This window comes from Streptomyces sp. 1-11, from assembly GCF_007176755.1.
GTDB lineage: Bacteria > Actinomycetota > Actinomycetes > Streptomycetales > Streptomycetaceae > Streptomyces.
Genome location: NZ_BJTV01000025.1, coordinates 18,868 through 40,785 on the forward strand (window position 1 = coordinate 18,868; position 21,918 = coordinate 40,785).

The following is a 21,918-nucleotide window of genomic DNA, read 5'->3' on the forward strand; positions in this document are numbered from 1 at the left end:
ATCCAGTATCAGCTGGTCGGAACGGCCCGGTCGGGGAAGGGAGGGTCTTTCTCAGGCCTGGCCGGCGAGTTCGAAGCCCGCCTCGTCCACGGCGGCGCGCACGGCCTCGTCGTCGAGCGGGGCCGCGGAGACGACGGTCACCTCGCCGGTGGACGCGACGGCCTTCACCGAGCTGACGCCCGGGATCCGGGAGATCTCGCCGGAGACGGATCCCTCGCAGTGTCCGCAGCTCATGCCGGTCACCTTGTAGACGGTGGTGACGGAGCCCGAAGTGTCGGTCTGGGCGGTCATGTCGTTACTCCTCGTCGAAGCAGGTGGGGCCAGTGGGGCCCGCGGGGGGCTCCCACACTCACCACACTATACCCCTAGGGGGTATTCCTCCAAGCATCTCCGGGCGCCAGCGACCGGACCCACGCGACGCCCAGCGCCGCCACGAGTACCAGGCCTCCCGTCGAGAGCAACGCGAAGAGGTGCTCCTGTCCGGCGCCGGTGCGCGGCAGGTACGGCTGTCCGAACGGCCCCGGCACGGCCTCCGTGCCGTACGCCCGGGCCACCAGACGTCCGGCCACGCCGCGCGTGGCGTCCCACGCAGCGTGCAGCACACAGACACCGAGCCAGGTACCCACCACCGGCGCGGCGAGGCGGAAGCGCCCGTTCGGGCGGCGGTGGGAGAGCAGCGCGGCGCCCGCGATCGCCGTCCACAGACCGTGCCCGGCCGGGGTGAGCAGTGCGCGCGGGAACTCCGTCTCCAGCACCACGCGCAGATCGGCGGCGTCGGAGAGGAGCAGGGCGTCGAAGGCGTAGGCGCAGCTCTCCACCGCCGCGAAACCGAGGCCGACGGCGGCGCCGAGCACCAGACCGGCCCGCGGCCCGCGGACGCCCGGCTGCCGGCGCAGCGCGAACACCAGCGCGCCGAGCTTCGCCGCCTCCTCGGCCAGGGCGGCGCCGGTGGAGCGCCCCAGGGAGGGGTGGAGCAGGTGCGACTGCGTCAGCAGTGCGCCGGGCACCCCGAGCACGCCGCCGGCCAGGAAGCAGCCGAGGACCGCGCTGACGCCCAGATCCCGGCCGTGCCGCTCGTAGGCCCACAGCACGAAGGCGACGGGCAGCAGGAAGCCGCCGAGCAGGACCAGCGCGGGCAGCGGCACGGTGCCGCGCGTCGTGTACGCCGTCACCGCGGTCAGCGCCCACAGGGCGAGGCCGCCCCTCAGGCAGCGCCGCCACAGGCCCGCGCCGATGCGGGGGAACGGGGGCGGCGGCTGCCCGGGGCCGGGGATGCGGGCCCGGGGCGCGCCGGGCGGCGGGGAGTGGGTCACGTGGGTCCCCCTCGGACTGCTGCGGGGCGGTCTCTCCGCACCCTAAGCAGGTGCGCCCGCTGTCGCAGTCCGGGTGACCCTGTGGGGTCAGGCGCGGCCGAGCCGGTCGCCCACCAGGGGGTCGAGGTAGCGGACGAGCACGTTCTTGATCTCCTGGACGTAGGCCGCGCGCTCGGCTCCCTCGTGGGCTAGGACCAGTTCCAGGCCGGCCTTGTAGATGCCGAGACAGACGTGTGCCGTGCGCGTGAGGTCGGCCGGCGGGGCCTGCGGCAGCAGCGAGGCGAGCAGGCCCTCGACGCGGCCGATCAGGGTCGCGTGCAACTGGTCGTGCGCCTCCGTGATGCCGCCGGGCAGGTCGGGGCCGTGCATCAGGGCGAAGAACACCGGGTGCTCGGTGTTGAAGGCCATGAAACGGTCGACGGCCGAGCCGATGGCCTCCTCCAGCGGGGTGGCGGGATCGACGGGGGCGAGCGCCTCGCCGTAGGTCTCGCGCATCTCGTGCATCAGCCGGTCGCCCAGCTCGATCGCGATCGCTTCCTTGTTCGGGAAGAACTGGTAGAGCGTGCCCGGCGAGACGCCCGCCTCGCGGGCGATGGCGTTGGTGCTGGCGGCGGTGTAGCCGGTGGTGCAGAAGACCTGGGCGGCGGCCTGGAGGAGCTGGGCGATGCGGCGCTCGCCGCGCGCCTGGCGGCGGCGCGGCTGCTCGTTCCCCGCGGTTTCGGACACGCGTTATCCCCAGCCCTTCGGGAGGCGATTGACAAACGCGAGCGGTCGCTCGCATTCTTGTGGAACGCGAGCGATCTCTCGTGTTTGCCAGTTTATGGCAATGACCGACCCATGCCGCCTGCCTGCACGGACATGGGTCACGGTGAAGGGGACACCGCACGATGACCGAAGTCAACAAGCCGCCGCGCGCCGGTGACGAGCCTCCCCGGGCCGGCGGCTGGACCGGTTTCGTCACCGCCCGCCCGCGCCTGTCGCTGCTGGTGGCCCTGGTGCTGACCGCGCTCGCCGTGCTGGCCGGCGGCGGGGTCGCGGACCATCTGGGCAGCGGCGGCTGGGAGGACCCGGCCGCCGAGTCGACGTACGCGACGAAGGCGCTGGAGCGCGAGTTCCCCGACTCCCAGCCCAACCTGCTGCTCCTGGTCGACGCGGGCCGTGCCTCCGTCGACGACCCGGCGGTCGCCGCGGCGGCCCGCGGCCTGGCCGAGCGGCTGGCCGGGGAGCGGGGCGTGACCGGCGTCGGCTCCTACTGGCAGGCCGGTCCCGCGGCGGCCCCCGGCCTGCGCGCCGAGGACGGGCACGAGGCGCTGATCGCCGCCCGCATCACCGGCGACGAGAACGCGATGGGCCGCACCCTCGACCGCATCGCGCCCCACTACCGGGGCACGCACGGCCCGGTGCGGGTGAAGGTCGGCGGCATCGTCGCCGTCCGGCACGAGATGCAGACCATCATCAAGGAGGACCTGACCCGGGCCGAGATGATCGCCCTGCCGATCACGCTGGTGCTGCTGGTGATGGTCTTCGGCAGCGCCGTCGCGGCCCTGCTGCCGCTGGGCATCGGCATCGTGGCGATCCTCGGCACCAACGCGGTGCTGCGCGGCCTGACCTCCTTCACCGACGTGTCGGTCTTCGCGCTCAACCTCACCACGGCCCTCGGCCTAGGCCTCGCCATCGACTACGCCCTGTTCATCGTCCGCCGCTACCGGGAGGAGCTCTCCGGCGGCGCCGATCCCCTGACCGCGGTCGGCACGACACTGCGCACCGCCGGCCGAACGGTGCTCTTCTCCGCCCTGACCGTCGCGGTGTCCCTGGCCGCCATGATGCTCTTCCCGCAGTACTTCCTGCGGTCCTTCGCCTACGCCGGCATCGCCGTGGTCCTGCTGGCCGCCGCTGCCGCCCTGATCCTGCTCCCGGCGGCCCTGGTCCTGCTCGGTCACCGGGTCAACTCCCTCGACCTGAGGCGCCTGTTCCGCCGCGGCCGGACAAGCGCGGACTCCGGCGCCGAGGCCGCGGGCGACACCGGCTGGGCGCGCACCGCCACGCTCGTGATGCGCCGTGCCCCGCTCTTCGCGATCGGCACCAGCGCCCTCCTCGTCGTCCTCGGACTGCCCTTCCTGGGGGTGCGGTTCGGCACCGCCGACGACCGCCAGCTGCCCTCGGGCGCCGAGTCGCACGTGGTGCAGCAGCATCTCCGCGACGGCTTCCCGGGCACTCCCGGCGGCGGCCTGGAGGTCCTCGCCGAGGGCCGGGCCACCCAGGCCCAGTACGCCGCCTACAAGCGGCGGGTCGCCGCCCTGCCCGAAGTCGTCGGTGTCGACGGCCCGCTGGTCAAGGGCGACACCGCCTACTTCACCGTGCAGCCGAGGGGAGAGGCCGTCGACACCGGGGCCCAGCGCCTGGTCGGCGACCTGCGCTCGCTCAAGACCCCCTTCACCACCAAGGTGACCGGCACGGCCGCCGTCCTGGTCGACTCCAAGCACGCGATAGGCGAACGCCTGCCCTGGGCGGGCGCGTTCATCGCGGTCGTCACCCTGCTGCTGGTCTTCCTGCTCACCGGGAGCGTGCTGATACCCCTTCAGGCCGTGGTGCTCAACGCCCTCAGTCTGACGGCGATGTTCGGCGCGGTGGTCTGGGTCTTCCAGGACGGCCATCTGTCCGGCGCGCTCGGCTTCACCAGCCCCGGCTCCATCGAGACCACCCTGCCCGTCCTGATGTTCTGCGTGGCCTTCGGACTCTCCATGGACTACGGCGTGTTCCTGCTGTCCCGCATCAAGGAGGAGTACGACCGCACCGGCGACCACGACGAGGCGGTCCGCCACGGGCTGCAGCGCACCGGCGGTCTCATCACCGCGGCGGCGGTCATCCTCGCGGTGGTGATGGTCGCCATCGGCACCTCCCGGGTGACCAACACCAAGATGCTGGGCCTCGGCATCGCGCTCGCGGTCCTGATGGACGCGATGGTCGTCCGCAGCCTCCTGGTCCCGGCGATCATGCGGCTCACCGGCCGCGCCACCTGGTGGGCCCCTGCCCCGCTGCGCCGCTTCCACCGGCGGTTCGGGCTCAGCGAGGGCGAGGCGCCCGCGCCCGCGCCCGAGAAGGAGACGGCGGGGGTCTGAGCGGACGGCGGGGTGTGGGGAGGGGGCCCCGCGTGCGAAGGTGGGCCGCATGAGAGCGGTGGTGTTCGAGAAGTTCGGGGAGCCGGCCGAGGTGCGGGAGGTGCCGGACCCGGAGCCGGCCGGGCACGGGGTCGTGGTGCGGGTGGAGGCGACGGGCCTGTGCCGCAGCGACTGGCACGGCTGGATGGGCCACGACCCGGACATCACCCTGCCGCACGTCCCCGGGCACGAACTCGCCGGAGTCGTCGAGGCGGTGGGCGCCCGGGTGACGGGCTGGCGTCCCGGGGACCGGGTCACCGTGCCCTTCGTCTGCGCCTGCGGGAGCTGCCCGTCCTGCGCGGCCGGCGACCAGCAGGTGTGCGAGCGCCAGACCCAGCCCGGCTTCCACCACTGGGGCTCCTTCGCCCAGTACGTGGCCCTCGACCACGCCGATGTGAATCTGGTCGCGGTCCCCGACTCGATGGACTGCGGCACCGCCGCCGCCCTCGGCTGCCGCTTCGCCACCGCCTTCCGCGCGGTGGTGCGCCAGGGCCGGGTGGCGGCGGGGGAGTGGGTGGCGGTGCACGGCTGCGGCGGGGTCGGGCTGTCGGCGGTGATGATCGCGGCCGCGGCCGGCGCCCGGGTGATCGCGGTGGACGTCTCGCCCGGGGCGCTGGAGCTGGCCCGGACGTTCGGCGCGGCCGGGACGGTGGACGCCGCCGCCGTGCCGGACACTGCGGCGGCCGTGCGGGAGCTGACCGGCGGCGGCGCCCATCTCTCCCTGGACGCCCTCGGCTCGCCCGTGACCTGCGCCGCCTCCGTCGGCTCCCTGCGCCGTCGCGGCCGGCACGTCCAGGTGGGCCTGCTGCCCTCGGCCGACGGCACCACCCCCGTCCCGCTGGCCCGCGCCATCGCCCTGGAACTGGAGATCCTGGGCAGCCACGGCATGGCCGCCCACGCCTATCCCGGCATGCTGGAGCTGGTCGGCTCCGGGGCGCTGCGCCCCGACCTGCTGGTGACGCGGACCATCGCGCTGGACGAGGTTCCGGCCGCCCTCGCCGCCATGGGGACGGTGCCGGGGGCGGGCGTGACCGTCATCGAGCCGTGGCGTTGAGCGCGGCCCACTCACGGTCCAGGACCGCCATGATCACCTCGTCGGCCCACTCGTCCTCGCGCCGCTGCACCTCCCGCCGCACCCCCTCGACCACGAAGCCCGCCTTCTCGTAGACGCGCAGGGCGCGGTGGTTGTGGGCCCAGGCCGCCAGCTCGATGCGGTGCAGGCCGAGGGCCTCGAAGCCGTGGGCGACGATCAGCCGGGTCGCCTCGGTGCCGATGCCGCGGCCGCGGCCCCGGGGGCCGATGAGCGTGCGGAAGACGCAGCTCCGGGCGGCCGCGTCGTACTCGAACAGCACGACCTCGCCCAGGACCTCACCGGTCGCCGGATCGGTGACGGCCAGGTCGAGGCGGTCGGGGGCGGTGGCCCGGGAGCCGTACCAGGTGCGCAGCCGCTCCGGGGTCAGCTCGGTGGACGGCTCGAAGGTGAAGCGGACGACCTCGGGGTCGGCGACGATCTCCCCCATGACACCGGCGTCGGCCTCGGTGAACGGCCTCAGAACGGTCCTGTGGCCGGTCAGGACGGGTTTGACGGAGAAACTCATGGGGCGACTGTGCCCCACTTGGCTGGTGGGGCACAGGTGATTTTCCCTGCTCAGTCCGTTCTTCGGCCCCGGTTGCGCGGCCGGGCGGCCACCCAGGCGCGGACGGTGTCGGCGTACCAGTAGGGCTTGCCGGCCTCCACCTGGTCCGGCGGCGGCAGCAGGCCGTGCTTGCGGTAGGACCGCACGGTGTCCGGCTGCACCCTGATGTGCGCCGCGATCTCCTTGTAGGACCAGAGCCTTCGGTCGGTCATGCGTCGTACCTCCCCGCGCGCGCCGCGGCGCGGCCGGGGACGGCCTTCGGGGGAGCCGGGCGCTGCGCTGGTGATCAACAAGCCTGTGCCCGGTGAACGACGCCGGGGTGCGACGGGCAAGCGGCTGTCGGCCGGATGTGACCGAGAACCCGCGTAGGCGCGACATCTGTGACAGGAAGGAGGAGTTTGTGACACGGCCGCAGCAAAGAGGCCTGGGAGACCGCCGGGTTCAGACGCCGCAGGACCTCAGGAACGCCCGGGTGCGCCGGGCGATCGGCAGCGGCTTGTCCGGGTCGCACGGGTACATGTCCTGCTCGACGATCGCGAACAGGTCGGTGCCCAGCCGTCCGGCGGCCTCCAATACCGGCCCCAGTGCGGGCACCCCGGACGGCGGTTCGCACATCACCCCCCGGGCGACCGCGGGCCCGAACGGCGTGCCCTCGGCCCGCACGCCGGCGAGGATCTCCGGGTCCACCTGCTTCAGGTGGAGGTAGCCGATGCGCTCGCCGTAGGTCTCGATCAGCTTGACGCTGTCGCCGCCGCAGTAGGCGTAGTGCCCGGTGTCCAGACACAGCGACACCAGGGCGGGGTCGGTGCCGTCGAGGAACCGGGTGACGTTCTCCTCGGTGTCGATGTGCGTGTCGGCGTGCGGGTGGACGACGGCCGTGAGGCCGTACCGCTCCCGCACCTCGCGCCCCAGCCGTTCGGTCAGCGAGGTCAGGTCGCGCCACTGCCCGGCGGTCAGCGTGTCCGGCTCCAGCACCTCGCCCGTGCGGTCGTCCCGCCAGAAGGACGGGATGACGACCAGGTGGCGGGCGCCCATGTCCCGGGTCAGGGCGGCGATGCCGGAGACGTGTTCCCAGGTCTTCTCCCAGACGGCGGGGCCGTGGTGCAGGCCGGTGAAGACCGTGCCGGCCGACACCCGCAGGCCACGGCGGGCGGTCTCCTCGGCGAGCACGGCGGGGTCGGTCGGCAGATAGCCGTAGGGGCCCAGCTCGATCCACTCGTAGCCGGAGGCGGCGACCTCGTCGAGGAACCGCCGCCAGGGCACCTGCCGCGGGTCGTCCGGGAACCAGACACCCCAGGAGTCGGGCGCCGAACCGATCCGGATGCGGGAAGGGGAGGAAGGGGAGGAGGGTGACAAGGACGTCATGGCCGTCAGCCTGCGGGCGCCCGGAAAGCGGTGTCAAGCTGTCGTCCGAATGTCCGGACAAAATGTTGACAGGGTTCGCCGGACAGGACTAGAAAGCCGGAAGGGCCACGCAGGGTGAACCGGCCGGCACGGAAGGGAAGCCGATGGCGTACGACCTGATCACCATGGGGCGGATCGGAGTGGACCTCTACCCGCTGCAGACCGGCGTCCCGCTCGCCCAGGTGTCGTCCTTCGGCAAGTTCCTCGGCGGCTCGGCGGCCAACGTCGCGGTCGCCGCGGCCCGGCTCGGCCGCCGCACCGCGGTGATCACCCGCACCGGAGACGACCCGTTCGGCGCCTATCTGCACGAGGCCCTGCGCGGCTTCGGCGTCGACGACCGCTGGGTCGCCCCGGTCCCCGGCCTGCCCACCCCGGTCACCTTCTGCGAGGTCTTCCCGCCGGACGACTTCCCCCTGTACTTCTACCGCCGGCCCAAGGCGCCCGACCTGGAGATCGACGCCGCCGGCCTGGACCTGGACGCCATCGCCGGCGCACGGGTCTTCTGGGTCACCGGCACCGGCCTGAGCGCCGAGCCGAGCCGTACGGCGACCCTCACGGCCCTCGCCCACCGGGCCCGGTCCGGCACGACGGTCTTCGACCTCGACTGGCGTCCCGCCCTCTGGAACAGCGCTTCCTGGGCCGGCCCCGACGAGGCCCGGCCCTTCTACGCCGAGGCGCTGCGGCACACCACGGTCGCCGTCGGCAACCTGGACGAGGTGGAGATCGCGACCGGAGTCCGCGACCCCCGTGCGGCGGCCGACGCGCTGCTGGCCGCCGGGGCCGAGACCGCCGTGGTCAAACAAGGGCCCAAGGGCGTCCTGGCCGTCGACCGCGGCGGCGGGTACGCCGAGGTCCCGCCGCTGCCGGTCACCGTCCTCAACGGGCTCGGCGCCGGGGACGCCTTCGGCGGCTCCCTCTGCCACGGCCTGCTGGCGGGCTGGGACCTGGAGACGGTCATGCGGCACGCCAACGCGGCCGGCGCCATCGTCGCCTCCCGCCTGGAGTGCTCCTCCGCCATGCCGACCCCCGCCGAGGTGGCCGCCGCGCTCGACGCCGGAGCGGTGCTGTGAGGGCGGGCCGCGTGGCCGGCACGCACACCGGGGGCGGGGCGGGGACCCGGCTGCCGCCCGTCGACGTCGCCGAACTGGTCCGCGTCCGCACCCACCGTCCCGAGGCCGTCGCCGAGGCCGCCGCCCGGCGGATCCGGCGCCCGCTGCTGGGCACGAGCGGCCGCCTGATGATCGTCGCCGCCGACCACCCGGCCCGCGGCGCGCTCGGCGCCGGCGACCGCGCGCTCGCCATGGCCAACCGCGCCGACCTGCTGCGGCGCCTGTGCCTCGCGCTGTCCCGGCCCGGCGTCGACGGCGTCCTCGCGACCGCCGACGTACTGGACGACCTGCTGCTGCTCGGCGCCCTCGACGGCAAGGTCGTCCTCGGCTCCATGAACCGCGGCGGGCTGCAGGGCGCCAGCTTCGAACTCGACGACCGCTTCACCGGCCACCGCCCCGAGGACATCCAGCGGCTCGGTTTCGACGCCGGGAAGATGCTGCTGCGCATCGACTACACCGACCCGGGCTCCCTGACCACCCTGGAGTCCGCCGCACGCGTCATCGACGACATGGCCGCCCGCCGGCTGCCGGTCTTCGTGGAGCCGTTCATCAGCCGCCGCACCCCCGAGGGACGGCTGGTCAACGACCTGTCGGCCGAAGCCGTCACCCGGTCCGTCGCCATCGCCTCCGGCCTCGGCGGCACCTCGGCCTACACCTGGCTGAAGGTGCCGGTCACCGAGAACCCCGACGACATGGCCCGGGTCATGGAGACCTCGACGCTGCCGGCCGTGCTCCTCGGCGGCGACGTGGGGGACTCGCCCGGGGAGCAGGACGCCGCCTACGAGAAGTGGCGCGGGGCGCTGCGACTGCCCACCGTGCGCGGCCTGGTGGTGGGCCGTTCGCTGCTGTATCCGGCGGACGGCGACGTGGCCGCCGCCGTGGACACCGCCACCGGACTGCTGTGAGGGGCCGCATGACCAGCACCGACCTGCACCTGCCCCGGGGGGCCGCGTCGAACGGCGGGTACGCCGTCGACATCGGTCCCGAGCGCGCCGGATGGGAGTACAGCGGCCTGCGCGTGCTGGAGCTGACACCCGGCGGCAGCCATACGTTCACCACCGGGGGCAGTGAATGGATCGTGCTTCCGCTGCAAGGCGGATGTACCGTGCGAATCGAGGAAAACGAATTCCAACTCCTGGGACGGGACAGCGTGTTCACCGGGGTCTCCGACTTCGTGTACGCGCCCCGCGACGCCCGGGTCCAGATCGCCTCCGGCGCGGGAGGCCGCTTCGCCCTGGCAGGAGCGAAGTGCGAGCGACGACTCCCCGCCCGCTACGGCCCCGCGCCGGAGGTCCCCGTCGAACACCGCGGCAGCGGCGCCTGCGCCCGCCAGGTGCGCAACTTCGCCGCTGCGGACGCCTTCGACTGCGACCGGCTGATCGCCGTGGAGGTCGTCACCCCCGGCGGCAACTGGTCCTCCTACCCCTCGCACAAGCACGACGAGCACCGGCCGGGCGAGGAGTCGGTGCTGGAGGAGATCTACTACTTCGAGATCGACGGCCCGGACGGATTCGGCTACCAGCGCGTGTTCCCCTCGCGCCAGGGCGGCTGCGACCTCCTCGCCGAGGTCCGCTCCGGCGACGCCGTCCTCGTGCCCGACGGGTGGCACGGCCCGTCGATCGCCCAGCCCGGCCATGACATGTACTACCTCAACGTCATGGCCGGCCCCGGCGAGACCCGGGAGTGGCGGATCCGCTTCCATCCCGACCACGCGAAGAGCACAGGGGGCTACCGATGACCGTCCGGCTGACCGTCGCCCAGGCACTGGTCCGCTTCCTCGCCGCCCAGCACACCGAACGGGACGGCGAGCGGCGGCGGCTGATCGGCGCCACCTGGGGCATCTTCGGGCACGGCAACGTCGCCGGGCTCGGCCAGGCCCTGGTCGAGCACGCCGGCGCCATGCCGTTCCACCAGGGCCGCAACGAGCAGGCCATGGTGCACGCGGCGGTCGGCTACGCCCGGCAGTGCGACCGCCTGTCCACCCACGCGGTCACCACCTCCATCGGCCCCGGCGCGACCAATCTGGTCACCGGCGCCGCCCTCGCCACCGTCAACCACCTCCCGGTCCTGCTGCTCCCAGGCGACGTCTTCGCCGCCCGCCCCGCCGACCCGGTCCTGCAGCAGCTGGAGGTGCCGTACGCCGGTGACGTGTCGGTCAACGACACCCTGCGCCCGGTGTCGCGGTACTTCGACCGGATCACCCGGCCCGAGCAGCTGATCCCCGGCGCGCTGCAGGCCATGCGGGTCCTCACCGACCCGGTGGAGACCGGCGCGGTCACCCTCGCCCTGCCCCAGGACGTCCAGGCCGAGGCGTACGACTGGCCCGAGGCGTTCTTCGCCGAGCGCGTGTGGGCGGTGCGGCGCCCCGGCGCGGACCCGGCCGAGCTGGCCGAGGCGGTGCGGGCCGTCCGCCGGGCGCGCAGGCCGCTCGTCATCGCGGGCGGCGGCGTCCACCACAGCCGCGCCGAGGAGAGCCTCGCGGAGTTCGCGGCGGCCACCGGCATACCGGTGGCGTCCACCCAGGCGGGCAAGGGCTCCCTGCGCCACGACCACCCGCAGGACGTCGGCGGCGTCGGCCACACCGGCACCGCCACCGCCGACGAACTGGCCCGCACCGCGGACCTCGTCATCGGCGTCGGCACCCGGTACACGGACTTCACCACCGCCTCCGGCACCCTCTTCGGCAACCCGGACGTCCGCTTCCTGAACCTCAACATCGCGTCCTTCGACAGCCACAAGCTCGCCGGCCTCCCGCTGGTCGCGGACGCCCGCAGCGGGCTCGGCGAGCTGACCGAGGCGCTGGGGAGGCTCGGCCACCGGGTGGCCGCCTCCTACGTCGCGGAGTACACCGAGGACAAGGAGCGCTGGGAGCAGCGCGTGGACGCCTGCCTCGAGGCCGACGAGCCCGACGTGCGTCCGACCCAGCCGCAGGTCATCGGGGCCCTCGACGCCCTGGCCGACGAGTCCGACATCATCGTGGCCGCGGCCGGCTCGCTCCCCGGCGACCTGCACAAGCTGTGGCGGACCCGGTCCCGGGACCAGTACCACCTGGAGTACGGCTACTCCTGCATGGGCTACGAGATCCCGGCCGCGATCGGCGTCAAGCTCGCAGCGCCCGGGCGGAACGTGTGGGCGCTGGTCGGCGACGGCACGTACCTGATGATGCCGACGGAGATCGTCACCGCCGTCCAGGAGGGCGTCGCGATCAAGGTGCTGCTGGTGCAGAACCACGGCTACGCCTCGATCGGCGGTCTGTCGGAGGCGGTGGGCGCCGAGCGGTTCGGCACCGCCTACCGCCACCGCGCGGCCGACGGCGCGTTCACCGGCGCCCCGCTGCCCGTGGACCTCGCCGCCAACGCGGCGAGCCTCGGCATGCGGGTGCTGCGCGCGCGGACGGTCCGGGACCTGCGGTCGGCGCTCGCCGAGGCCCGCTCGGCGGACACTCCCACATGTGTCTACGTGGAGACCGAAACGTCCGACACTGTGTCGGGCGCGCCCGAGGCGCAGGCCTGGTGGGATGTTCCTGTGGCCGAGACCGCGGCCCGATCGAGCGCGGTCAAGGCACGTGAGCTGTACGAACGGCACGTCTCGACCCGACGCCGCCATCTGTAGAAGGAGTCTTAGGGCATGACGAAGATCGTCAACCACTGGATCGGCGGCAAGACCGCCGAAGGCGCGTCGGGCGCGTACGGGCCGGTCACGGACCCGGCGACCGGCGCGGTCACCACGAAGGTCGCGTTCGCGTCGGTCGAGGAGGTGGACGCGGCGGTCGCCGCCGCCAAGGACGCCTACACGACCTGGGGCCAGTCCTCGCTGGCCCAGCGGACCGGCATCCTCTTCAAGTTCCGCGCGCTGCTCGACGCGCACCGGGACGAGATCGCCGAGCTGATCACCGCCGAGCACGGCAAGGTGCACTCGGACGCCCTCGGCGAGGTGGCGCGCGGCCTGGAGATCGTCGACCTGGCCTGCGGCATCAACGTCCAGCTCAAGGGCGAGCTGTCCACGCAGGTGGCGAGCCGGGTGGACGTGTCCTCGATCCGGCAGCCGCTGGGCGTGGTCGCGGGCATCACCCCGTTCAACTTCCCGGCGATGGTCCCGATGTGGATGTTCCCGATCGCCATCGCCTGCGGCAACACGTTCGTGCTGAAGCCGAGCGAGAAGGACCCGTCGGCCGCGGTCCGGCTCGCCGAGCTGCTCGCCGAGGCCGGACTGCCCGACGGCGTCTTCAACGTCGTGCACGGCGACAAGGTGGCCGTGGACCGGCTGCTGGAGCACCCGGACGTCAAGGCCGTCTCCTTCGTCGGCTCGACCCCGATCGCCCGCTACATCCACACCACCGCCTCCGCCAACGGCAAGCGGGTGCAGGCCCTCGGCGGCGCCAAGAACCACATGCTGGTCCTGCCGGACGCCGACCTGGACGCGGCCGCCGACGCGGCGGTCTCGGCGGCCTACGGCTCGGCCGGCGAGCGCTGCATGGCCATCTCCGCGGTGGTGGCGGTCGGCGCGATCGGCGACGAGCTGGTGGAGAAGATCCGCGAGCGGGCCGAGAAGATCAAGATCGGTCCCGGAGACGACCCGGCGTCCGAGATGGGCCCGCTGATCACCGCCGCCCACCGCGACAAGGTCGCCTCCTACGTGAAGGGCGCCGCCGACGAGGGCTGCGAGGTGGTCCTGGACGGCACCGGCCACACCGTGGCGGGCTACGAGGACGGCCACTGGATCGGCATCTCGCTGCTCGACAGGGTCCCGACCACGGCCGGCGCCTACCGGGACGAGATCTTCGGCCCGGTCCTGTGCGTGCTGCGCGCCGACACCTACGAGGAGGGCGTGGCCCTCATCAACGCCTCGCCGTTCGGCAACGGCACCGCCATCTTCACCCGGGACGGCGGCGCGGCCCGCCGCTTCCAGCTCGAGGTCGAGGCCGGCATGGTCGGCGTGAACGTCCCGATCCCGGTCCCCGTCGGCTACCACTCGTTCGGCGGCTGGAAGGACTCGCTCTTCGGCGACCACCACATCTACGGCAACGACGGCACGCACTTCTACACCCGCGGCAAGGTCGTCACCACCCGCTGGCCGGACCCGGCGGACGCCCCGGCCGGAGTCGACCTGGGCTTCCCGCGCAACCACTGAGAACCCGCTGGAAACGCCCCGTCGGGTCGTCCGGATACCGGACGGCCCGACATTTTTTTGTCACGTTGCCTGCGGTTCCCGTTTTCGTGGATGAAACGGGCAAGCCATGGAAGTCGCTCAGCTCACCTTCGAAAGCAAGGTCATCTGTTGGCTTGGCTTGCTGAATGAACTGTCACGTGATCAGTGCCTACGAAAGTGATGTGAACTGCGTCGCTTTCCAGGTGCGGAATCCGAAGGCAGACCCCCATTGACGTGGCGGTTTTCGTCGGGGTTCTCTAAGCAGCGCCGGGAGCGGACGAGACGAACGTACGACGAGCCGCCGGAGGCGATAGCGCTCCCGACCCCCACCCTCAGCAGCACGAGTCGATCGGAACCCCGCCGCATGACCGACACGCTCCGCCCTGTCGACACCGCCGTCACAGACGCTTCGGGCATCCCTGACGGCCCCCAGAAGCTCAAGCGTTCCATCGGCGTCGTCGGCGGCACTCTGCTGACGCTCTCGTGCGTCACGCCCGCGTCCACGCTCTTCGTGGTCGTCCCGGACCTGTTCGGCACCCTCGGCACCGCGACCGCCCTGACGATCGCCATCGGCTCCCTCCTCTGTATCGCCGTGGCGTTCTGCTACTCCGAGCTGGGCACCCTCATCCCCAGCGCGGGCGGCGAGTACGCCATGGTGTCGACGATGGCCGGGCGGCTCGCGGGCTGGCTGGTCTTCGTGCTGTCCCTGCTGGTGGTGGTGATCGTCCCGCCGGTGATCGCGATGGGCACGGCCGACTACCTGACCCCGATCGTGCACCTCGACCCGGCCATGACCGGCGCCGGCGTGATGCTGCTCGCCACCCTCGCCGGCCTGCTCGACCTGCGGGCCAACGCCTGGATCACCGGCATCTTCCTGGTCCTGGAGGTCATCGCGGCCGGCGTGGTCGCCCTGCTCGGCTTCTCGCACAGCCAGCGCGGCGTCGGCAGCCTGGTCTCCATGGAGGTGGCCGGCCCGAGCGGCCACACCGACCCGGTGACGGCCATGCTCGTCATCTCCGGCCTCGCCATCGCCCTCTTCGCCACCCAGGGCTTCTCGACCGCCGTCTACCTCTCCGAGGAACTCGAGCACCCGCGCCGCAACGTCGCCCGCACGGTGCTGGCCACCCTCGCCATCTCCTCGGTGATCATCATCGTGCCGGTCGCCGCCATCACCATGGGCGCCTCCGACATCAAGGAGCTGACCAGCGGCGACCTGAGCGCTATGGTCACCGCCTGGTCCAACTCCGCGGTCGGCACCTTCGTGAGCCTCTGTGTGGCCCTCGCGATCATCAACGCGGGCATCGTCATGGTCATCCAGAACTCCCGCGTCCTGTTCGCCTCCGCTCGTGACAAGGCCTGGCCCGAGCCGGTCAACGACGTCTTCTCCCGGCTCGGCCGCTTCGGCTCCCCCTGGGTCGCCACGCTCGCGGTCGGCGTCCCCGGCGCGCTGCTCTGCTTCGTCAACCTGGACACCCTGTACGGCGTCACCGGCGTCTCCGTGACCGGCATGTACATCCTCGTCGCGGTCGCCGCCCTGCTGAGCCGCCGCGGCTCGCACAAGCACACGCCCGCCTGGCGGATGCCGCTGTGGCCCGCGATGCCCATCCTGCTCATCGTGGTCCTCGCCTACATCCTCACCCAGCAGGAGGCGACCTACCTGCTGTGGACCGGCGGCATCACCGCGGTCGCCACCCTCTACTGGGTCTTCTACCTCCGCCCGCGCCGCGACACCCGCTGGCTGGTGACGATCCCGGAGGACGAGCAGGTCTGAGGCCTCAGCCGAAGTCCCACGCCACCACCGAGCACGACCCGTCGTCCTCGCCGCCCGCACTGCGATAGGCGGCGAGGGCGACGTCGTTCCCGCGGTCCACGCCGACCCACATACCGTGGCAGCCCCGCTCCCGCGCCAGCGCGGCCAGCCGCAGCACCAGCGCCCGCCCGATCCCCCGGCGGCGGTACGGCCCGGCGACACCCAGCTCGTACAGGAACATCTCGGTCCCCTTGTCGGGGTGCACGGTCTCCACGCCGCTGACGAACCCGACCGGGCCGCCCCCGTCCTCCGCGTGCGCGAGGAACAGATGGTGTCCGGCGGTGGTCAGGAACCGTTCGGCCCACTCGGCGCGGACCGGCCGGTCGAACAGGTGCCCGGCCGCCACGAGCTGGGCGACGGTCGTGGCACGGCGGATGTCAGGAGGGCGCATGCGTTTTGCTACCACGCCTGGAGTACGGGAGGAACCGTTCCGTACGCCGCGAGGAGGGCGAGAGTTCAGCCCCCGGGCCGCATGCGCTGTCGGTGGCGGCCCGTACCGTTGATGCATGGATCTTCGAGTGCCCGTGCCGCGGGGACTGCTGAAGGGGCCGCGCCGGCTGCTCGCCGCCGCGGCCGCCGTCGTGGTGCTCGCCGGCGCCGGGACGTGGTCGGCCGTGGCGTCCGACGGCCCGTCCGGGGTGCGCCGGACCGACCGGGTGATGACCATGGCCGACGGCACCCGCCTGGACACCTCGTACTTCACCGGCGCCTCGTCCGGCCGACGCCCCGCCGTCCTGCTCGCCCACGGCTTCGGCGGCAGCAAGGACGACGTGCGCCAGGAGGCCGAGGACCTCACCCGCGCCGGGTACACGGTGCTGACCTGGTCGGCCCGCGGCTTCGGCCGCTCCACCGGAAAAATCGGCCTGAACGACCCGGAGCACGAGGTCGCCGACGTCTCCCGGCTCATCGACTGGCTGGCCGAGCAGCCCCAGGTCCGCCTCGACGCCAAGGGCGACCCCCGCGTGGGCGTGACCGGCGGCTCCTACGGCGGCGCCGTCTCCCTGCTCGCCGCCGGGCACGACCACCGCGTCGACGCCATCGCCCCGGCCGTCACCTACTGGAACCTCGCCGACGCCCTGTTCCCGAACGGCGTCTTCAAGAAGCTGTGGGCCGGCGTCTTCTTCAACACCGGCGGCGGCTGCGCCAGGTTCGAGCCCGCCCTGTGCCGGATGTACGACCGGGTCGCCGAGTCCGGCACCCCGGACGCCGCCGCCCGCGAACTGCTCCGGGAGCGCTCCCCGGTCGCGGTCGCCGGCCGCATCAAGGTGCCCACCCTGCTGGTGCAGGGCCAGACCGACTCGCTGTTCACCCTGGCCCAGTCCGACGCCGCCGCGAAGGCCCTGCGCGCCGGCGGCGCCCCGGTGGCCGTCGACTGGATCGCGGGCGGACACGACGGCGGCGACATGGAGGACGGCCGGGTCCAGGGGCGGGTCACCGCCTGGTTCGACCACTACCTCAAGGGCGACGATTCCGCGGCCACCGGCCCCGCCTTCCGCGTCACCCGCACCGGCGGCGTCGACTCCACCGACGGCGCCGCCCAGCTCCGCGGCGCGAGCGCCGACGCCTACCCGGGCCTGCGCGACCACCCGCGGGCCGTTCCTCTGAGCGGCCGCGAGCAGCGCGTGGCCAACCCGGCCGGCGCCAGCCCGCCCGGCGTCTCCGCGCTGCCCGGCCTCGGCGGCTCCGGCGGCCTCTCCCAGCTCTCCGCGCTCGGCGTCGGGGTCTCCCTGGACTTCCCCGGCCAGTACGCCCGGTTCGACTCGGCCCCGCTCACCCGCGACCTGCGGATCACCGGCTCGCCGACCGCCACGGTGCACGTCACCTCCACCACCGGCGACGCCGTCCTGTTCGGCAAGGTGTACGACGTCGGCCCCGACGGCGCCCGGCAGGTGCTGCCCGCCCAGCTCGTCACGCCGCTGCGGGTCACCGGCGCCAAGGCGGGCAAGGACGTCACGGTCACCCTCCCGGCCATCGACCACGAGGTGCGCAAGGGCCACCGGCTCCGTCTGGTCCTCGCCTCCACCGACCTCGGCTACGCCTCACCGGCCGCCCCGGCCACGTACACCGTCTCGCTCGGGTCGGACCTGAGCGTGCCGACCGCGCCCGCCGTCACCACCGCGGCGGCCCCGCTGCCCTCCTGGGTGTGGTGGCTGCCGCTGGCCGGCGCCCTGGGCGCGCTCGCCCTGCTGGTCACCGGCCGCCGTCCCACCGCCGCCCCCGCCCCCGACCCGGCCCTCGCCGACGTCCCGCTGCAGATAACGGACCTGAGCAAGCGGTACGCCGGGTCCGCCGACCGGTACGCGGTGCGTGAGCTGTCCTTCCGGGTGGAGAAGGGCCAGGTCCTCGGTCTGCTCGGGCCCAACGGCGCGGGCAAGACCACCACCCTGCGCATGCTGATGGGCCTCATCGGGCCGGACGGCGGACAGATCCGCGTCTTCGGCCACGCCGTCCGCCCGGGCGCGCCGGTGCTGTCGAGAGTGGGCGCCTTCGTCGAGGGCGCGGGCTTCCTGCCCCACCTGTCCGGCCGGGAGAACCTGGAGCTCTACTGGCGGGCCACCGGCCGGCCGCCCGGGGACGCCCACCTCGACGAGGCTCTGGAGATCGCCGGCCTCGGTGACGCGCTCGCCCGTGCCGTGCGCACCTACTCCCAGGGCATGCGCCAGCGCCTGGCCATCGCCCAGGCCATGCTCGGCCTGCCTGACCTGCTCATCCTGGACGAGCCCACCAACGGCCTCGACCCGCCGCAGATCCGCGAGATGCGCGAGGTGATGATCCGCTACGCGGCCGCCGGCCGCACCGTGATCGTCTCCAGCCACCTCCTCGCCGAGGTCGAGCAGTCCTGCACCCACCTGGTGGTGATGGACCGCGGCCGGCTGGTGCAGGCGGGCCCGGTGCGGGACATCGTCGGCTCCGGCGACACGCTGCTGGTCGGCACGGGCACGCCCGTGGAGGAACCGGTCGTGGAGAAGGTCGCGGCCCTGCCCGGCGTGGCCTCCGCCGTCCGCACCGAGGACGGGCTGCTCATCCGCCTCGAACCCGGCGGCGCCGCCGAGGAGCTGGTCGTGGAACTGGTGCGCCTGGAGGTGCCCGTCGCCTCGGTCGGCCCCCACCGGCGCCTGGAAGACGCCTTCCTCACCCTGATCGGAGGTGCCCCGTGAGCACGCTCAGCGAACCCGTCAAGCCCGTCGATCCCGTAGAGCCCGTAGAGGCCGCTCCCGGTTACCGCGCGGCCCGTACGCTGCCGCTGCGCGTGGAGCTGGTCCGCCAGCTCAAGCGGCGCCGCACGCTCGTCATGGGCGGCGTCCTCGCGGTCCTGCCGTTCGTGCTGCTCGTCGCGTTCGCGATCGGGGGCGAGCCCTCGGGCCGCGACGGCCGGGTCACGCTGATGGACACGGCCACCGCGTCCGGCGCCAACTTCGCCGCCGTCAACCTGTTCGTCTCGGCGGGCTTCCTGCTGGTGATCCCGGTCGCCCTGTTCTGCGGGGACACGGTCGCCTCCGAGGCGAGCTGGTCCTCCCTGCGCTACCTGCTCGCCGCGCCCGTGCCGAGGACCCGGCTGCTGCTGTCCAAGCTCGGCGTGGGGCTCGGGCTGAGCCTCGCCGCGATGGTGCTGCTGCCGGTCGTCGCCCTCGCGGTCGGCACCGCCGCCTACGGCTGGGGCCCGCTGCAGATACCCACCGGCGGCGCGCTGGACGCGGGCACGGCCGCGCAGCGGCTGGTGGTGGTCGTGGCGTACGTCTTCGTGTCCCAGCTGGTAACGGCGGGACTCGCGTTCTGGCTCTCCACCAGGACGGACGCCCCGCTCGGCGCGGTCGGCGGCGCGGTCGGCCTGACGATCGTCGGCAACGTCCTGGACGCGGTGACCGCCCTCGGCCACTGGCGCGACTTCCTGCCCGCGCACTGGCAGTTCGCCTGGGCCGACGTCGTGCAGCAGGACCCCGAGTGGTCCGGCATGGTCCAGGGCGCCGCGGTCTCCGTGACGTACGCCGTGGTGCTGTTCGCCCTGGCCTTCCGGGGGTTCGCCCGCAAGGACATCGTCTCCTGAACCGGGCCGCGACCGGCTGCGGCGCCTCCCATTGACGTTTCCTTACTTGCGAGTAAGTTGACCCGGCGGTAAGAACCTTCGCAGCAGCCGCGACCGGGAGCCGTCATGGGCGTACGCAGGGATCTGAAGCGAGCACGGCAGCGCGCCGACCTGGCGGCGCGCGGGTCGGTGGAGATCGTCAGGGACCCCCAGGGCGCCGTGCGCGAGGTACGGGCGGCGCCCCTGGCGGCACCGCTCAGCGGCGGCTCCATGGCCGACCTCCCGTTCACCCACGCGGCCGAAACCCCGGACGCGGTGCTCCTGCGCCGCCGCACCGCGGGAGCCTGGCGCCCGGTGACGGCGGCCGCCTTCGCCGCGGAGGTCACCGCCGTCGCCAAGGGGCTGATCGCCGCCGGTCTGGAACCCGGCGGCCGGGTCGCGGTGATGTCCCGCACCCGCTACGAGTGGACCGTCCTGGACTTCGCGATCTGGGCGGCCGGCGGCCAGTCCGTGCCCGTCTACCCGACCTCGGCCGCCGCGCAGGTGGAGTGGATCCTGCGGGACTCCGGCGCCCGGTACGTGATCACCGAGACCGCCGAGAACACCGCCACCGTCCTCACCGGCACCGCGAGCCACGCCCGCCGGCCACGCCTGTGGCAACTGGCCCCCTCCCCGGACGCCGGCGCGCCCGCCGCCTCGGCCGTGCCGGGCGACGCACTCACCGACCTCACGGACCTCGGCCGCGGCCTCGGCGACGACGAGGTCGCCAAGCGGCGCGCCGCCCTCACCCCCGACACCATCGCCACCCTCTGCTACACCTCCGGCACCACCGGCCGCCCCAAGGGCTGCGTCCTCACCCACGCCAACCTGCACGCCGAGGCCGCCAACACCGTCGAGCTGCTGCACCCGGTCTTCCAGGCGGTCACCGGGCAGCAGGCCTCCACCCTGCTGTTCCTGCCGCTCGCCCACATCCTCGGCCGCACCCTGCAGCTCGCCTGCCTCATGGCCCGCATCGGGACCGGCCACTTCCCGAGCGTCAAGCCCGACGAACTGCGGCCCGCGCTCAAGGAGTTCAGGCCCACCTTCCTGGTCGGGGTGCCGTACCTCTTCGAGAAGATCCACGACACCGGCCGGGCGACCGCCGAGAGGATCGGCCGCGGCGCCTCCTTCGACCGCGCCGAACGGATCGGGGTCCGCTTCGCCGAGGCGTACCTGAGCAAGTTCCTCGGCACCGGCAAGGGCCCCGGGCCCGGCCTGTACGCCGCGTGGGCCCTGTACGACCTGCTGGTCTACCGGCGCGTCCGCAAGGAGCTCGGCGGCCGGATGCGCTACGCCATCAGCGGCGGCTCCCCGCTGGACCGCGACCTCAACCTCTTCTTCAACGCGGCCGGCATCGTCGTCTACGAGGGTTACGGCCTGACCGAGACCACCGCCGCCGCCACCATCGTGCCCCCGCTCGGTCCGCGCCCCGGCACGGTCGGCCTGCCCGTCCCCGGCGTGGCCGTGCGCATCGCCGACGACGGCGAGGTGCTGATCAAGGGCAAAGTGGTCTTCGGCGCGTACTGGAACGACCCGGCCGCCACAGACGCCGTCCTGGCCGGCGGGTGGTTCGCCACCGGCGACCTCGGCAGCCTCGACGAGGACGGCTACCTCACCATCACCGGCCGCAAGAAGGACATCCTGGTCACCTCCGGCGGCAAGAACGTCTCCCCGGCCGTTCTGGAGGACCGGCTGCGCAGCCGCTCACCGGTCGGCCAGTGCCTGGTCGTCGGCGACAACCGCCCCTTCGTCGCCGCGCTGATCACCCTGGACCCGGAGGCGGTCGCGCACTGGCTGGCGGTGCGCGGACTGCCGCCGGACACCCCCATCGCCGAACTCGTGCGCGACGAGCGGCTGCGCGCCGAGGTGCAGAAGGCGGTGGACCATGCCAACGCGGCCGTCTCCCGCGCCGAGTCGATCCGTGCCTTCGCCCTGGTCGAGGGCGAGTTCACCGAGGACAACGGGCTGCTCACCCCGTCGCTGAAGGTGAAGCGGCACGCGGTGACCGCCGCCTACGCGGACCGGATCGAGGAGCTGTACGGCGCCTGAGCACGCGAAGCGGCGGGCCACCGGTGAGGAACCGGTGGCCCGCCGCGTCCTGGACGGCGTCGAAAATGCTCCGGCGTCGGCCAAGGTGTCAATTCCATGGGGGCGTTCGAGTGAATTGCCGGGTGGTATGCGTTCCGTAGTTTCTTCCGCCGTCTATTCCTCGTTTTACAGCTGCCGGTCATGGTGCGAGCCATTCAAGCCGTGCTCGCTCGGCCCAAGCCGCTCGC

Annotated in this window: 18 protein-coding genes; 11 read left to right on the forward strand and 7 right to left on the reverse strand. The window is 73.2% G+C overall.

From position 1 onward, the window contains the following. Positions 1–51 precede the first annotated feature (51 nt). The 3 genes from TNCT1_RS33515 to TNCT1_RS33525 form a co-directional block, all read right to left on the reverse strand. Complete coding sequence (locus TNCT1_RS33515; RefSeq protein WP_143639737.1) at positions 52–291, reverse strand: heavy-metal-associated domain-containing protein; 240 nt, start codon at positions 289–291, stop codon at positions 52–54. A gap of 74 nt (positions 292–365) precedes the next feature. Then, entirely contained in the window at positions 366–1,313 is a 948-nt protein-coding gene (locus tag TNCT1_RS33520; RefSeq protein WP_143639739.1) for a PrsW family intramembrane metalloprotease, read from the reverse strand. 87 nt (positions 1,314–1,400) lie between these two features. Continuing rightward, a complete protein-coding gene (locus TNCT1_RS33525) occupies positions 1,401–2,039 on the reverse strand; it encodes a TetR/AcrR family transcriptional regulator (RefSeq protein ID WP_143639741.1) in 639 nt (212 codons plus the stop codon). Between the two features lie 161 nt (positions 2,040–2,200). On the opposite strand from TNCT1_RS33525, the gene TNCT1_RS33530 reads away from it, so the two are divergent. Further along, positions 2,201–4,432, forward strand: a complete 2,232-nt coding sequence (locus TNCT1_RS33530; protein ID WP_143639743.1) for an MMPL family transporter — start codon at positions 2,201–2,203, stop codon at positions 4,430–4,432. A gap of 49 nt (positions 4,433–4,481) precedes the next feature. Continuing rightward, on the forward strand, positions 4,482–5,525 hold the full coding sequence (locus TNCT1_RS33535; protein ID WP_143639745.1) for a zinc-dependent alcohol dehydrogenase family protein: 1,044 nt from the start codon (positions 4,482–4,484) through the stop codon (positions 5,523–5,525). Here TNCT1_RS33535 and TNCT1_RS33540 read toward each other — a convergent pair. The 3 genes from TNCT1_RS33540 to TNCT1_RS33550 form a co-directional block, all read right to left on the reverse strand. Further along, the gene (locus tag TNCT1_RS33540) at positions 5,506–6,069 is read right to left on the reverse strand and encodes a GNAT family N-acetyltransferase (protein WP_143639747.1); all 564 of its coding nucleotides are present in this window, start codon (positions 6,067–6,069) and stop codon (positions 5,506–5,508) included. The two genes, TNCT1_RS33535 and TNCT1_RS33540, sit on opposite strands and share 20 nt — an antisense overlap. A 50-nt stretch (positions 6,070–6,119) precedes the next feature. Then, positions 6,120–6,320, reverse strand: coding sequence for an AlpA family transcriptional regulator (locus TNCT1_RS33545; protein ID WP_143639749.1), 201 nt, complete (start codon positions 6,318–6,320; stop codon positions 6,120–6,122). Between the two features lie 229 nt (positions 6,321–6,549). Next, complete coding sequence (locus TNCT1_RS33550) at positions 6,550–7,473, reverse strand: sugar phosphate isomerase/epimerase (RefSeq protein ID WP_143639752.1); 924 nt, start codon at positions 7,471–7,473, stop codon at positions 6,550–6,552. 143 nt (positions 7,474–7,616) lie between these two features. On the opposite strand from TNCT1_RS33550, the gene iolC reads away from it, so the two are divergent. From iolC to TNCT1_RS33580, 6 genes are all read left to right on the forward strand, one after another. Beyond that, positions 7,617–8,582: a 5-dehydro-2-deoxygluconokinase gene (gene iolC, locus TNCT1_RS33555; RefSeq protein WP_143639754.1), complete on the forward strand. Its 966-nt coding sequence runs from the start codon at positions 7,617–7,619 to the stop codon at positions 8,580–8,582. Between the two features lie 11 nt (positions 8,583–8,593). Beyond that, positions 8,594–9,526 (forward strand): deoxyribose-phosphate aldolase, encoded by a 933-nt coding sequence (locus TNCT1_RS33560; protein WP_143639756.1) that lies wholly within the window; start codon positions 8,594–8,596, stop codon positions 9,524–9,526. An 8-nt stretch (positions 9,527–9,534) separates the two neighbouring features. Continuing rightward, positions 9,535–10,359 carry a 5-deoxy-glucuronate isomerase gene (gene iolB / locus TNCT1_RS33565; protein WP_143639758.1) on the forward strand — a complete coding sequence of 275 codons (825 nt, stop codon included), beginning with the start codon at positions 9,535–9,537 and terminating at the stop codon, positions 10,357–10,359. Beyond that, positions 10,356–12,233: a 3D-(3,5/4)-trihydroxycyclohexane-1,2-dione acylhydrolase (decyclizing) gene (gene iolD, locus TNCT1_RS33570; protein WP_143639760.1), complete on the forward strand. Its 1,878-nt coding sequence runs from the start codon at positions 10,356–10,358 to the stop codon at positions 12,231–12,233. The genes iolB and iolD overlap by 4 nt, the downstream gene beginning before the upstream one ends. A 15-nt stretch (positions 12,234–12,248) precedes the next feature. Further along, entirely contained in the window at positions 12,249–13,751 is a 1,503-nt protein-coding gene (gene mmsA / locus TNCT1_RS33575) for a CoA-acylating methylmalonate-semialdehyde dehydrogenase (protein ID WP_143639764.1), read from the forward strand. 382 nt (positions 13,752–14,133) lie between these two features. Next, positions 14,134–15,540, forward strand: coding sequence for an APC family permease (locus tag TNCT1_RS33580; protein ID WP_143639767.1), 1,407 nt, complete (start codon positions 14,134–14,136; stop codon positions 15,538–15,540). A 4-nt stretch (positions 15,541–15,544) separates the two neighbouring features. Here TNCT1_RS33580 and TNCT1_RS33585 read toward each other — a convergent pair whose 3' ends face one another. Then, positions 15,545–15,970 carry a GNAT family N-acetyltransferase gene (locus TNCT1_RS33585; protein ID WP_143639770.1) on the reverse strand — a complete coding sequence of 142 codons (426 nt, stop codon included), beginning with the start codon at positions 15,968–15,970 and terminating at the stop codon, positions 15,545–15,547. Positions 15,971–16,085: 115 nt separating this feature from the next. Here TNCT1_RS33585 and TNCT1_RS33590 point away from each other — a divergent pair, with 115 nt between their 5' ends. From TNCT1_RS33590 to TNCT1_RS33600, 3 genes are all read left to right on the forward strand, one after another. Next, positions 16,086–18,737, forward strand: a complete 2,652-nt coding sequence (locus tag TNCT1_RS33590) for a CocE/NonD family hydrolase (protein ID WP_174266541.1) — start codon at positions 16,086–16,088, stop codon at positions 18,735–18,737. Beyond that, entirely contained in the window at positions 18,734–19,624 is an 891-nt protein-coding gene (locus TNCT1_RS33595; RefSeq protein ID WP_143639773.1) for an ABC transporter permease, read from the forward strand. The genes TNCT1_RS33590 and TNCT1_RS33595 overlap by 4 nt, the downstream gene beginning before the upstream one ends. 105 nt (positions 19,625–19,729) lie before the next feature. Further along, a complete protein-coding gene (locus TNCT1_RS33600; RefSeq protein ID WP_143639776.1) occupies positions 19,730–21,691 on the forward strand; it encodes a long-chain fatty acid--CoA ligase in 1,962 nt (653 codons plus the stop codon). Positions 21,692–21,918 lie beyond the last annotated feature (227 nt).